At 62.4% G+C, this 13541-nt stretch carries 9 protein-coding genes; 1 reads left to right on the top strand and 8 read right to left on the bottom strand.

Translation table 11 applies throughout. The features are described 5' to 3' along the window. Positions 1-99: 99 nt before the first annotated feature. The 7 genes from ACZ5G6_RS11380 to ACZ5G6_RS11350 all read right to left on the bottom strand — a co-directional run bounded on the left by ACZ5G6_RS11380 (position 100) and on the right by ACZ5G6_RS11350 (position 10392). Positions 100-1233 carry a Gfo/Idh/MocA family protein gene (locus tag ACZ5G6_RS11380; protein WP_223932533.1) on the bottom strand — a complete coding sequence of 378 codons (1134 nt, stop codon included), beginning with the start codon at positions 1231-1233 and terminating at the stop codon, positions 100-102. 83 nt (positions 1234-1316) lie between these two features. Beyond that, on the bottom strand, positions 1317-3077 hold the full coding sequence (locus ACZ5G6_RS11375; RefSeq protein WP_223932532.1) for a hydantoinase B/oxoprolinase family protein: 1761 nt from the start codon (positions 3075-3077) through the stop codon (positions 1317-1319). A 3-nt stretch (positions 3078-3080) separates the two neighbouring features. Continuing rightward, positions 3081-5171: a hydantoinase/oxoprolinase family protein gene (locus ACZ5G6_RS11370; protein WP_498691625.1), complete on the bottom strand. Its 2091-nt coding sequence runs from the start codon at positions 5169-5171 to the stop codon at positions 3081-3083. Between the two features lie 30 nt (positions 5172-5201). Beyond that, positions 5202-6101 (bottom strand): fumarylacetoacetate hydrolase family protein, encoded by a 900-nt coding sequence (locus ACZ5G6_RS11365; RefSeq protein WP_498691623.1) that lies wholly within the window; start codon positions 6099-6101, stop codon positions 5202-5204. Between the two features lie 2 nt (positions 6102-6103). Continuing rightward, positions 6104-7396, bottom strand: coding sequence for an aspartate aminotransferase family protein (locus ACZ5G6_RS11360; protein WP_498691621.1), 1293 nt, complete (start codon positions 7394-7396; stop codon positions 6104-6106). Positions 7397-7416: 20 nt separating this feature from the next. Then, entirely contained in the window at positions 7417-8364 is a 948-nt protein-coding gene (locus ACZ5G6_RS11355) for a C-terminal binding protein (RefSeq protein WP_498691619.1), read from the bottom strand. Positions 8365-8589: 225 nt separating this feature from the next. Continuing rightward, positions 8590-10392, bottom strand: a complete 1803-nt coding sequence (locus ACZ5G6_RS11350) for a sigma-54-dependent Fis family transcriptional regulator (protein WP_223932527.1) — start codon at positions 10390-10392, stop codon at positions 8590-8592. Positions 10393-10831: 439 nt separating this feature from the next. Between ACZ5G6_RS11350 and ACZ5G6_RS11345 the strand changes: the two genes are divergently transcribed. Then, entirely contained in the window at positions 10832-11479 is a 648-nt protein-coding gene (locus ACZ5G6_RS11345; protein WP_498691616.1) for a TetR/AcrR family transcriptional regulator, read from the top strand. A gap of 824 nt (positions 11480-12303) precedes the next feature. Here the strand turns inward: ACZ5G6_RS11345 and ACZ5G6_RS11340 are convergent. Further along, the gene (locus ACZ5G6_RS11340; RefSeq protein ID WP_223932525.1) at positions 12304-13533 is read right to left on the bottom strand and encodes an amidohydrolase; all 1230 of its coding nucleotides are present in this window, start codon (positions 13531-13533) and stop codon (positions 12304-12306) included. Positions 13534-13541 lie beyond the last annotated feature (8 nt).

Here is a 13541-nt window from a genome sequence, read left to right as displayed (position 1 = left end):
CGCGGCCGGGATCTTCAGCGGAAAACAGCAGAGGTCAGAAAAAAGCAGCCGACGGCGGCACGTAAGTACCGTCGTCGGCTGCTGTTTCTTGTTGTCTCTTTAGTCGAAGCGGAAGGGCTCCTGCGGCCCCACAGATGGCAGCGGCCGTGGCCGCTCGCAGGTGCTTTCAATCTCAATGTGGCGGCTCTGCTCCGAGGAAGCCTCGAAAGCGAGGAGGACTTCGAGCACGTGGTACGCGAAGGCGCCTCCTGTGCGAGGTTCCAGACCCTTGCGGATGGCATAGCCGAATTCAGCCAAGCCGATGCCGCGATAGGCGTCATCCCGGTGGGTGATGGGCGTTTCCCGCCAGTCGCCTCCACCCGGAGGAGTCATGTCCAGAGCCAGGTCACCGGGTTCGCCACGGCGAAGCACGGGCGCGCCGGAGAAGTGGTCCGGGTTCGGTGCAGCCAGGGAGCCACCTGTTCCGTAGATCTCCAAGTGCGGCAGATTGTGGTTCCAAATGTCCCAACTGACAATGACGGTGGCGGTCGCACCGGACTCGAAGTCGAGAGTGCCGGTGACATGCGTTGGGGTTTTGACGTGAATGACTTCGCCCTCTTTGCCCGGACGCGGCCGGGTCTCAGATGACCGCGGCGTGGTCGCAGAAACCCGCTTAACCGGACCGAAGAAGTTCACCAGGTTGGTGATCAGGTAGGGCCCAATGTCCAGCATCGGGCCGGCACCGGGGCTGTAGAAGGGGTCGACGTTCGGGTGCCAGTGCTCGTAGCCGCGGCATGCGAAGGACGCGAAGGCGGCCAGTGGCTCACCGATCCAGCCGTCATCTATGAGCTTTCGGCTGGTCTGCATGCCTGAACCCAGGAAAGTGGTTGGCGCCGAACCCACTCTCACCCCGGCCTCGCGGGCTGCGTCCAGGATCTGGCGTGCTTCCTCCAAGGAGGTGGCAAACGGCTTTTCCGAGAGAACGTGCTTGCCTGCGGCGATGGCTTGGAGGGTTACCGGTGCGTGGAGCTTCGGGGGCGTGAGATTGAGGACCAACTCAACCTCGTCATCGGCGAGCAGTTCGTCCGGCGTGAGGGCCTTGGGAACCGAGTATTCTGCTGCCCGGGCTTTAACAGCCTGTGCGTTGACGTCGGCGAGCGCCACGACCTTTACGTCCGGGTGGACGCCGATCTTGTCCAAGTATTGGTTGAGAACGTTTCCGACGCCGATGATGCCGACTCGAATGGGTTCCATGTGTATCTCCGTCAGTAGTTAGTGAAACCGTCCGGGGCGAGGACTATACCTCGCCCCGGAATGAGTTGCTATGGCTGATACGTCTAGCCGACCAGACGCGCTTGGCGGGTCTTTGCCGTGGCTGCTTCGTCAATGGCGCCGTTGGTGATGACCACGCCGTATTGTGCAGCTGCCGCTTCCAGGGAAACCCGTGATTCGCGGTAGTCGTCAAGGACCGCCAGGACGTCGCGTTCCAGCGGATCACCGTACCCACCACCACCTGGGGTGATGGATACGACCTTTTCACCGGACTGGAGGTCGTATCGACCCACCACGGGGATCTCACGGCGTTCTCCGGTCTTGAGGTCTTCAACCCAGGCTGACGGCTCCGATCCGTCGTAACCGCCCCGGACGCCCTTCGGCGGATTGATCTTGCCCTCAATGCCGTACGTAAGAGTGACGCTTTCCCCACGGGGTTCCATTGTCACCCGGGTCGCGAGACCTCCTCGCTGCCTGCCGGCTCCCCCAGTGTCAGCCACCAGAGTGCGTTCGTGAACCAGGATGGGGTAGCGCTGCTCGTCTACCTCGACGCTGTCGTGGTAGAGGAGTGCGCCACAAACAGGACGCTGGTAAGTAGGCCAACCGTCAACGTAAGGTGTGGCCGGTCCGCCGACGCCGCCTACCAGAATCTGGTTGACGTAGGCGTTGCCGTTGCGTTCGTCGATTCCGGAAATGACCGACTTTGCGGGTGCCTGCCCGGCAGCCCCCTCGGCAGTGCCGTAGCCGTCGTCGATTTGGGAGAAGGCGGCCTGGACAATGTTTACCACCCGGTCGGCGAGGTTGGTGGTACCCGACGAGCAGGAGTACGGGTGCTTGGGGACTCCAACGGCGCAGCCGTCACGCAGCAGCACTTCCACCCGGCGGAAGGTCCCCGCGTTACTCGGGAGGTTCTCCGGGATGCCGGACAGAATACCTGCCAGTGCAGCGCCAGTGGCCGTGGCCTTCGTGAGGTTCAGGCCGTTGGGGAGGTTGTCCGGGTTGTCGCGCAGGTCAATGACGATCTTGCCCTGCTTGGGTTTCACCTCAAGGGTTGCCTGCAGGTGGACACCGTCCGGGCCGGTGCCGGGGAAGGGATCGTGGACCGATGAGCCGTGGAGGACGTACTCGGGGAGTGTTTCGATCGCACTGGCGGTGAGGCGTTCGGAGTAGTCGAACCAGGCGTCCACGAAGTCCACAAGGTCTTCCACTCCGAACTTTTCGGCGAGCTCGTGGATGCGGCGTTCGGCGATGCGCGATGCACCGACTGAGGCGAGGTAGTCTCCGTACCACTGGTCGGGTACGCGGATGCGGGACCGGCACATGCGAATGATGTCGTCGATGTCCGTGTAGTCCCGCTGAACCCGGACACACGGGAAGATGAGGGCACCTTCTTCATACACGTCCCGGGCTGTCGCGAAGAAGGTTGTGGGCAGCGAGTTGCCGCAGTCGGCTTGGTGGGCCTTGGTGACGGCGGTGAAGAGGTGGCGTCCCTTGATGAAGACGGGCACCAGGATCACGTGGTCGGCAGCGTGGGAGTTGCCCATGTAAGGGTCGTTGTGGAGGAACGCGTCACCTTCCCGGATGTCGTCATGCAGTTCCACCATGTCTTCGCCGAGCGGGCCGGCCCCGAACACATGTACTGGGACACCCTCTGCTGCTGCCAGCAACTGGTTGTCTGCTGTTAACACGGCGCAGGAGAAATCGCGGGCCGTGTTGATGACAGAGGAGCGGGCAGAACGCAACAGACCACTGGTCATTTCGCGGACAATGCCGTCAAATGCGTTGGCGAGTACCGAGAGCTTTACGGGATCAAATTCGCGCGTCACTTCTTACGCCTCCTTACGGGTGAGGTAGATGTTGGATCGTTCGTCGAGCGTGGCGTTCCACTCAGGTGGCACCACGATGGTGGTTGTGGGTTGGTCGATGACGGCAGGACCTTCGATCTTGTCCCGCGGTGCAAGGGTGACGCCGCGATAGCGCTGGGTGCTGAAGCTCGCGCCGCCGAACACGATGGAGTCGGTACGGTGGACTTCGGTTTCACGACTGACCTCGGCTTGATCCTTGGTATGCTCTGGCCGCGGGATTTCCACGCGGACGCCCCAAGTGATGATCTCCACTCGGCTATCCGGATCGTGGGTACCGTTGCGACGGTCGTGCTCTTCGTGGAAGGCGCGCTCAATAATTCCGGCAGCGTCGCCCCCGGTGTCCGGCGCAGCGTCCAGGTAAACGCGCAAGTCCCATGCCTGGCCCGGGTAGCGGGCATCGACGAAGTAGGTGACGTTGGGTGCGTCGCCCACGCCGTCGAACCGCTTCACGAAGACCCCGGCCTTGGCCGTCAGGTCCTCAACAGCCCGGGAGGCGGACCCGGCGTCGAAACTACGGGTGTCGTTGTGCAGTGGTGAGAGGAATTCCGTAGCGATCGGAGCACGATGGGCACCGTACGCGGCGAGCACGCCGGCGGTCGCGGGAATCAGGACAGTGTCAGCCTCCAGGAGGACACCGATGGCGGCCGCCACCATGGCACCTGCGCCACCGCCTGCCACAATCAGGGCGCCCCGGGGGTCGACACCCTGTTCCAGTGAAGCCTGGCGGATTGCTGTGGCCATATGGTTGGCGGAGACGTCCAGGATCGCCTGTGCGGCCTGCAAGGTGTCCATGTTCAAGGGGCCAGCGATGCGGGTATCGATGGCACGCACAGCCGCCTCGCGGTCCAGCGTGAACCCACCCTCAAAACCATCAGCGTCAAGGTAGCCCAGTGCGACGCACGCGTCAGTCACGGTGGGCTCCTCGCCACCGCGTCCGTAGGCGGCTGGACCTGGAGTACTGCGGGCGCTCTGGGGACCCACGCGAAGCAGGCCACCGCCGTCGATCCACGCAATGCTGCCGCCACCGGCGCCAATGCTGGAGACGGCCACGGACGACAGGCCGGTCAGGTGCCCCACAAAGGGCTCACCCAGCCATGCTTCCCGGGTATGGCGGACAACGCCCTCTTCAACAAGGGATACGTCGAAGGTGGTCCCGCCCATATCGCAGACCACTACCGTGTCCCGCTCCGGAGCAGCTGCCGCGCCAACAAGCGGTGCCATGGACGGACCGGAGTTAAGCAAAAGTACCGGCCGGTCCAGGACATCCGCGACGTCGAGCACCGCACCTTCGGAGGTAACCACCAGCAGGTCACCACCGAAACCGTACTCCTGGAGGTCGGCCCGCAGCTTGCCCAGGTGGTCTGCCATGAGCGGCTTCAGGGAGGCGTCGATCGAGGCTGCCGAGGAGCGGCGGTATTCGCGGATGGTCGGGTTGGCCTCGTTGGACAGCGTGTAGGGAACACCAGGCAGGATTTCCTGGATGAGCTCCGCGACGCGCTTTTCATGTGCGTCGTTGATGATCGACCAGAGGAAGGAAACGGCCACTGCTTCGATTCCCTTTTCCTTGAAGGATTCCAGAACCTCACGCACTTGCTCTTCATCCAGCGGCACCAGGAGATCGCCCTCAGCAGAAATGCGTTCGGTGATCTCAAAGGTCAGGTGACGCGGGATGTACGGCGGCGGGTAGGCAGCCTTGGAGTCAAAGGCATCCCGGCGGCCGCCTTCACGCAGCAGCAGGGTGTCGGCGAACCCGTCCGTGGTCAACAGGGCCGTCTTGGCAACTTTGCCCGTCAGAACTGCGTTGGTGGCGTGCGTCGTGCCATAGACAATCACATCCGCGTTGCGCAGGACGTCATCCCCGCTCCAGCCAACCGATTCGGCCGCCCGGCGAACAGAGGCTTCGAAGCCGGTGAAAACGCGGTCATAGGTGGTCAATGCCTTACCAACGGCCATGTCGCCTGTGTTCGATCCGACCACCACGTCCGTGAACGTGCCACCGGTATCGACGGCGATGCGGTACCTCGCTTCACCTGATTGTGTCTGTACTTCACTCATGGGTTTCTAACTTTCGTAGAGTTGGAGGGGTTATAGCTGGGGCTTGCCGACGCGGTTACGGAGCAGCCCTACTTTTTCGATCTCGATTTCCACCGTGTCCCCCGGCTCAAGCCAAACGGGAGGATTCCGCTTTGCACCAATGCCTTGCGGAGTACCGGTGGCAATGACGTCTCCCGGTTCAAGGGTGAGGAAGCTCGACAGATAGGAGACGACGCGGGCGATGGAGAAGATCTGGTATCGCGTGTTGGAACGCTGCACTTCGATGCCGTTCACCCGTGTAGCGATGTCCAGTTCCTGCGGGTCTCCTACTTCGTCCAGCGTCACCAGTGCCGGGCCCCAAGGGGTTGAGCCGTCAACGGCTTTGCCGGCCAGCCACTGCGTCCCGCGGTACTGGAGGTCGCGTGCTGTGACATCATTCAGTGGAGCAAGGCCTGCAACGTAATCAAGTGCTTCCTCTTCAGGGACCACACTTGCCCGCCGGCCAATGACAACGGCAACTTCTCCTTCGAAGTCGAGATTGCCGCTGACCTGGGCCCCTCCGATTTCGTCCTCTGGACCCACCATGGTGGAGGCGAATTTTGCGAACACGTCCGGATATTCCGGGAAGGCCCGGCCGGTTTCCGCCACATGGTCCTTGTAATTGAGACCGATGCAGAGCACCTTGGCTGGATCCGTGACCGGGGTGCTCAACCGAACCCCCGTCACCGCGCCCACCCGGGCCACCGGGTCTTGGGCGGCGAGACTGCTGATCCCGGCCGAGATCGCAGGAACAAGGTCGCCGTAGAGCTCCAGGAACTCACGGACCGAAGTAGTCGCACCGTGGACTGCCTCAGTTGAGCCCTGGAGGAGCAGTTCCAGATCAAAGACAGCATCGTCGATCAGCACTCCCCCACGGACGCCTGACTCATGGTGGTACGAGACAATCTTCATGGCTACTTCCCGCCTTCCATGCCCGGGGTCCGTCCCGCAACGGCGAGCACGGCCTCGACCAGGCGCTCTGCGATGTCCCCCGCGACCTTCTCGTCCATGGGGGTGGACAAGGACAAGAGGTTGGCAGGCGAACCGAGCAATCCCCGCTCGTAGGAAGCCCACCAGAGCTCGTGCTGGGTCTTTTCGTCAACCTTCTCCGCGCCAGCTGGAACCGCGCGGAGCAGCGAACCTCGGCCTCGGACTTCCCAACCGGCGTCGGCGATCTTCAGGTTCACAGCGTCGCGGGTGGTGTCACCGAGGTGGTTCAGCCTCTTCACTTCCTCTTGAGTGAAGAGGCGCAAGGCGACTGCTCCCGCAGCCATGCTTACCGGATTTCCGGAGAAAGTTCCGCCGTGGGGCAGACTGCCCGGATGGGTCGGGTCGACCTCTGCCATAAGCTCAGCCCGTCCGGCCACAGCGCCGACGGGGAAACCGCCGCCGATCAACTTGCCGGTGGTCAGCAAGTCGGGTGAAACGCCGTATTCACCGCTGAAGCCCTTGAATCCGAGGCGCAGGCTGATGACTTCGTCAATGATCAGCACAATCCCGTACCGCGTCGCAAGCTCACGGGCAGTGCGTACAAAGTCCTCGGAGATCCTGAGAAGACCTGCCCTGTTGGGCAGCAGGTCCAAGATGATCGCGGCGTAGGAATCCGGTGCGGCTTCAACTTCCTGGCGCAGGATGTCGACGTCGTTGAGCGGCACCGCGGTGACGTCCTTGATCACGCCGCGCGTGACTCCGCGCTGATATGCCGGCCCGCCAGGAACCAAGGCCACCTCGGACGTACCGTGGTAGCCGCCCTTGGTGACGATGACCCGTTCGCGCCCTGTGCTTGCCCTGGCGATGCGGATGGCGGACATCACGGCTTCGGTGCCGGAGTTGGCAAATCGTACCTGGTCAAGATCAGGCAGCCGGGACAACAAGAGATCTGCCAGTTCCCACTCGTAGAGGTTGGGAATTCCCCAGCTGGCGCCGGCGCTGAGCGCCTTCGTAGCGGCCTCGGTGATCTCGGGGCGCGCGTTGCCATGGATGAGCGACGTGAAATTGTTATTCGCGTCGATGAGTTCCCGGCCACGGTCATCCCAGACGCGGTACCCCTCCCCTCGGATGGCGTACGGGCTCGGAGCTCCCGTGTAATACGTTGAACGGCCGTAGCCGCCAGGCAGCAGAGGGAAGCCGCGGGGTCCCCTGCGCAAATGTGGATCCTCCGCGGGCTGGCGCTCCGCGACCTTTTCCAGGTGGTTATTTGTTCCCAATTGGTTTTTCTCCAGTCTTTTCAGTTCACGAGGTCGATGAGCGGTTGCCCGGTCAGGGCCAGGCGAACCCGTTCCACGGCTCCGTCCTGCAAGGCCCCGGTGGAGCGGTTGGAACGCCACGCAATGTGCGGAGTCAGGATGGTGTTCGGGGCTGAGCGGAGAGGGTGCCCGTCACGCAGGGGCTCCTCTGCAAAGGTGTCGATGCCTGCACCGGCAATGTGACCCGAGGCGAGGGCTTCGGCAAGAGCCGATTCATCGATGAGTCCGCCGCGGGAAACGTTGACCACCACTGCCCCCTTGCGCATTCGTGCCAGAGCACCCCCGGAAACGAGGTTTGCCGTGTCTGTGGTCAGCGGCAGATGCAGCGAAACGACGTCGGAGTTTTCGAGAATGTCCTCGAGTCCGGTCAGCTCTACAAAGCTGTCCGTCACGAACGGATCGTAGGCCCTTACCCGGGCGCCAACAGCTTGGTACATCCTGGCCACGTGCTGGCCAATGCGCCCCATTCCGAGGACGCCGACTTCGAGCTCGGACAGTACCGGCGTGTCGTAGCCAATGGTTCCGGCCCAGCCGAGATCCCGGATCGATGCATCTCCTGCGGGCAGCCTGCGGGCCAATGCCAAGCCCATGGCGAAAGCGTGCGAAGCCACTTCCTCCGAAGCTGTCCCCGGGACAATCGACACCGGGATGTCTGCCGCCGTAGCTGCGGCGACATCGATGTTGTCATAGCCGATTCCATAGCGGATGACAGCCTTGCACTTGGACATCACAGGGAAGTCCGCAGCGGTGAGTTTCGCGTAAGGAGTGATCATCACAATGTCGGCTTCGGGAAGTCCTTCACGGAAGGCTTCGACATCGGCAGCCGGGTTTAGCGTGTAACCGAACTCCTCCGCGAGCGCGTGCTCGCGGTCCAGGTTCGGAAAGTGGTGGGGGGCCACAAGAATGGTTCCCTGGGCATCGCGGGTCATAGTCGCCGTCCTGTTCGTTTTGTACCCTCTTCATCTGCCAAGCACCCCTTGGAAGGTGCCGGTGTCCGGGTGAATTCAAGTAGAACGCGATATGCCCAGGCCCATCCGTACCAAATCGAGACACGTGGGTGGGATACTGTCCCACCCATCCGCCTGCAGGGATCGATGGAGACACAAGGCAGCCGGCCACACGCGGTGGCCGGCTGCTTTTAACCGGTTTCAAAGTTAGAGGTCGAACCCTCGGCTGCGGAAATAGTCCATGCGACGGTAAAGGGTGGAACGGCCAATCTGCAAGGTCTCCGCCGCCAGGCTTCGGTTACCGGCGGCTTCCTGGAGAGCGGTCCGGAGTTCGCTGAGTTCGGCGTCCTCCAGACGGGACAACCGCCCCTTGGTGAAGACCCTCTGGAAGCCCTGCGGGAGGTCGTCCACGGTTACTTCTGCACCACCGGCCCGTTCAACAGCATTGGACACCACTGCGCGTAGCTGGTCGATGTTTCTGGGCCAGTCTGCGTGCGTCAACGTTGTGAGAAGCCGGCGGGACAACCTGCGATCCCCCATCTCTTCAGCGATCGCGTTCGCAAGTTGCGGAATGTCTTCCCTCCTGTTGCGCAAGGGCTCAACTGAGATCTCGAGGACATTGAAGGCTTCAGAGAGAATCAGGGTGGCGTCGGTCGGGTGCGTGATAGTGAATGCGAGTTTGGTGGTGGCGTTGCCCCGCAGGTTCCGGGCGAGTTCAGTGGCTTCGCTTTGTGAAAGTTCGTCGGCATGTTCAACGATCAGCGTGGATGGCAGTTCCGTGGATACACGATGGATGACATCCCTGAGCTGTGGATTCCGGAGCGCGCCACCCCTGGCATCAACCACCATCTGCTCGCCACGCATGGCGGCAATGGCGCCAGCAAGCCTCCGCTTCCCGCTACCCAGCTCGCCGATGACAACAACCGAACGATCCTGTTCTACAGCCTTTCGAGCCAGGTTCAAGGTGCGTTTGAATCCCATACTCGTCCCGTCAAGATGCTTTAGGAGACGGCCCGCCGTGTCCGGCAGGGAATTCTGCGGGTTGACCTGGCTACTTCCCGGCTCGGCAGTGCGCTCCTTGGCGGGCGAATGGGGCCGGACAACCACGATCGCCCCGACATTAGCCGCAGACAATGTGACTGGTGATACTTCCAAGGTGGAGAGCCCAGGCCCTTGGAGCGACACCTCGCAATTCAGCTCGCGGCCTGAGGACATCACCGCTTTCGCGTACCCAGAGATGACGGAGACGTCGCCGTCCTCCAACGTAGCCGTTGCGGAAGCATTGAGGAGGGAGTTCTTGCCGTCAAGCGCAATCACGGCACGGTTTCCCCTGCGGCGGGAGACCCTCAAGTACTCGCTGAGCAGCGCCCGTTCCTTGGACGACGTCCGGACCTCAATGTCGCGCTCAATCCTGGAAGCCACCCCCTCGAGCATCAACAAAGTGGACGACGGCTCCAGCGTGGAGACCCTGTTGGCAGGCAGAGTGAGCCCGATGACAGCCCGAACCCTGTTGTGGAACGGGTCCCGGACCAGGGAAGCAAAGCACCAGTTACCCCGCATGTCCTCGCGGAAGTGCTCCTCCGGCGCGAGCCAGACACCGCGTCCTTCTTCCAGTGCCAGACCTTCACCGTTGCTCCCGCAGCTTTCCTCCAGCAGTGAATATCCGGCAGGGAAGCCGTCATCCCGCAGGAAGTCCGCTTTGACCAGTACACCGTTAGGCGCTGTCAGGTTGACGTAGCCGCCAAGGTCGGCGGCAACCTCGTCCAGTTTCTGGAGGTGTGGACCGGCCGCCTGGATGGTGTATTCGTCCACGCGGCCCTCGTCAAAGAATCCCCGGTCCACCACGGCATCGACACCCGCAGCCCGACTTCTGTACCAGGAGCGCGCCACGATGGGACGAACACCGGTGAGGTCGGCGTGGGGTTGCATGAGGAAGAGTTCACGTAGCCGGTTTATTTGGCGCATCGACTCTTGCGGCAGCCAGGGGGAAAGTACTTCGGCAGAGGCCATGGCATTAGTTCTTTCTGGTGGAGCCCGGAATTCAAGAGACGGCGGTAGTAGTACCACCGCGGCGGGAGGGAAGCCATCTACTTACCCAGCCTTGGCCCTTAGGTCGAAAGGCTTGCTGCGCGTGCCAGCTTTCGTTGTGAGCTGCATCGTCTTCCAGCGCCTTGGCGCTGATATATGCGGCAACCATGCCCGAAAGCCCACTGCCAAAGATCATGCTGCTTCCTCTGGCCCCCCGGTTCGAATCGTCGCCTGACATGATTCGTTCCTTCCCGCTATTGACTCATGACGGCGGAGCCAGCAGGTGCTGCTTTGCGCCTCTTTCAGGATAGCTAACTAATGGTCGTTAGCCAAGAGTCTTCATGAAATTCGCTTCATGTTTGGATGCCGAGGGTGCGTCCGTCAGTCAGGCTGCCGGCATCACAACTGCTAGGGTCAAATCATGAGCAGCACGTCCTACAAAGCCGCCCGCGACGCCTTCGCCCACCGCTTGGAGGAGTGGGACTGGGCGGGTCAGGGAGCTTCTCGGCGACACATACTCGAGGCTTTCTTGCAACTCGCCATCGCCAACGGGTTCAACTCCGTATCCATGCGGACCATCGCCAACGCCGTCAACATCAAACCGCCGAGCCTCTACTCGCATTTTCCAGGCGGCAGGGACGAAATCGTGGCGGAATCACTACGCTGGCACTTTCACCGGTTTGGCGTGGCACTTCTAGAGGCCGTTGACCAAGCGGAATCGGCAGGGGCGTTCTGGGACGCCATGGTCAGGCTGCACTTCACTCGACAGGTGACGCTTCCGGAAAGCAACCTGTGGGACCTATTGGTGGCCACCGACAGGATGGCAACAATCCTTCCGGCGGACTTGCGCGCCCAGGTGGATGATTGGGTTTCGCTCCACGAAAACATGTACGTAGCCGCCGCCGTTGATATGGGATTTAAGCAACCTGAAGAACGCGTAAGAGTGGTGATGACCCTTCTGGAAGGTGCCACACGGTGGGCATCTACAGACGCTGACGACGAAGAACTCACGGCTCTTACCGACCGCGCCATCGCGCTATCCAGAACTATTTTGGAGATGGATTTCTAGAAGCGGGACCCAAAAAGGGATGCCTCCGGGGCTTTAGGCATAGCCCTGGTGGCAATTCGGAGAGACCCAGGTTCATCCCAATATCGGTCCGACTCCGCGAAGATAATTTCCAACCCATGCCGCTAACCGGACTTAAGAAGGCTCCCCTTTGAGTTCCTATTAAAAAACTTTGAGTTCCTATTAAAAAAGGGGGCAGCGCGTCCTCGCAGCCCCGCCCCCGACATAGGTACCGTCAGCGGCGAACCGAGCGCTCCGGAAGCAACCGGTTCAACCGCTGGGTCCTGGGCGGATCCGCCACATACTCTTTCGCGGGTTCGCCAAGTTTGACCCTCCAAGAAGCAGCCGAAGCCCTGAGCGTCTGGCCCACCACACTGTCCCGTCTGGAACGAGGACTGTCCCACCCTGCGACGTCCACCACCGCTACGAAACCTGGCTCAACTCCCAATCCACCGCGCACGCGCAGACGCCCTATCCACCGGTGAACCGGGTGCTTCCAACCTGACCGTGGACACCGAGGCTCCGGGGTCAAGGGCGGCCCCAGGCCGTCGCGCAGCGATCGCGGCAGCGACCCTTGAAGCCGGAGTGGAGGCCACAGTAGCCTAACGGCGCCTGGTCCAGCGACCATTGACAAGAATAGGAGCATCAATGTCCACACTGCTCATTTACCTCCGCCTACCCCTGACCTAGTAGCAGGGACACAGCAACTTCGTATGTTTTGCGTCAAACGAAGCCGCCCCCTCTGTCGCGCTGAGCACGGCCCGACGCGACGAGCTGGCGCCCCTTAGCGTTTCGACTATGAGACGCCACCGGTCAACCGCCGGAAATCAGGCTTCCAGCGTCACCGTCGTGGCACCGGTCACGCGCCCAGCCTGGAGTTCCAGCAGTTCGGCCCGGAGTGAGGTGTCCAGAGCCGCATCCAGAACCGTTAGTGCCAGGACGGTGGCGCCGTCGAGGATGGCTTCGTCCGCCTCCGGTGAGATGGCGGCGGCGGTGAAGTCCGGGTGGTGCGGCACCGCGGTGCTGTTGCGGACCACCACCATGCCGTGCACGGACGGGACTACCTGGGAAACGTTGCCCATGTCGGAGGAACCACCCCCGAAGATGGGCGTCGTGTCCACGGGCCTTCCGACGGCTTCCATGTTGGCGTCCCATGCCTTGCCCAGCCCGGCGTGGGTGTCGATGGGAGCGTAAGGGTGTTCGGTCTGCCGGTGCGTCCATGTGCAGCCGGTGGCGATGGCTGCACCTTCGAAGCACGCGAGGACGCGCCGCTTGAGGTCCCGCCACACATCAACGTCTCCGGCGCGGACTTCCACCTGAACGGTGGAGTCGCCGGCGATGACGTTGGTGGCACCGCCGCCGTGCGAGATGAAGGCGTTGGTGTTTGCGTTCTCCGGCAGGTGCTGCCGCAGGACGGCCATGTTCATCAGCGCCAGACTCGCCGCCGCGCCAGCGTTGATGGCCTTGTCCGGGGCGCCTGCTGCGTGGGCTTCGCTGCCTTTGAATTGCACTTCGAAGCGCTCGACGGCGGCCATGCCGATGGCCGCCGCGCTCCGCTCAGTGCCCGTCATGCCATGCACCATGAGGGAGAACGCTGCGTCCTCCCACGCTCCGGCCTGAAGCAGCGAGACTTTTCCGCCGCCGTGTTCCTCCGCGGGAGTGCCGAGGAGTTTGATCCGCAGTCCGGCGGCGTCGGCCACGGGCTTAAGGGCCAGCGCAGCGCCGACGCCGGCTGCGGCGATCATGTTGTGCCCGCACGCATGGCCGACTTCGGGGAGGGCATCGTATTCGGCACAGATGACCACGGTCAGTTCGCCGGTCCCGTAGACGGCCTCGATCGCCGTCGGAACATCATAGGCGCGTTCGGTCACCTCGAAGCCGCCGTCGCGGAGGACAGCGGCCACGGCCGCTGCTGAGTCGTGTTCCTCCCAGGAGATCTCTGCCAGTGCATGGACCTTGTGGCTAAGTTCAAGGATGGAAGGCCCGACGGCGGCAGCGGACTCGCGTACGGTGTCGCGCAAGGTGTCTTGGGAGGTGGTGTCGATGGAAACGGTCATTGTTGATC

The organism is Arthrobacter sp. TmtSoilC51 (assembly GCF_055388015.1).
Note: the sequence above shows the minus strand (reverse complement) of the source record. Positions and strands in the feature narration are given on the sequence as shown.

Bases quoted from the DNA above. Each gene is read 5' to 3' on its own strand.
- ACZ5G6_RS11345 (WP_498691616.1), top strand. From the start codon at position 10,832: ATGAGCAGCACGTCCTACAAAGCCGCCCGCGACGCCTTCGCCCACCGC.
- ACZ5G6_RS11380 (WP_223932533.1), bottom strand. From the start codon at position 1,233: ATGGAACCCATTCGAGTCGGCATCATCGGCGTCGGAAACGTTCTCAAC.
- ACZ5G6_RS11365 (WP_498691623.1), bottom strand. From the start codon at position 6,101: ATGAAGATTGTCTCGTACCACCATGAGTCAGGCGTCCGTGGGGGAGTG.
- ACZ5G6_RS11350 (WP_223932527.1), bottom strand. From the start codon at position 10,392: ATGGCCTCTGCCGAAGTACTTTCCCCCTGGCTGCCGCAAGAGTCGATG.
- ACZ5G6_RS11370 (WP_498691625.1), bottom strand. From the start codon at position 5,171: ATGAGTGAAGTACAGACACAATCAGGTGAAGCGAGGTACCGCATCGCC.
- ACZ5G6_RS11355 (WP_498691619.1), bottom strand. From the start codon at position 8,364: ATGACCCGCGATGCCCAGGGAACCATTCTTGTGGCCCCCCACCACTTT.
- ACZ5G6_RS11340 (WP_223932525.1), bottom strand. From the start codon at position 13,533: ATGACCGTTTCCATCGACACCACCTCCCAAGACACCTTGCGCGACACC.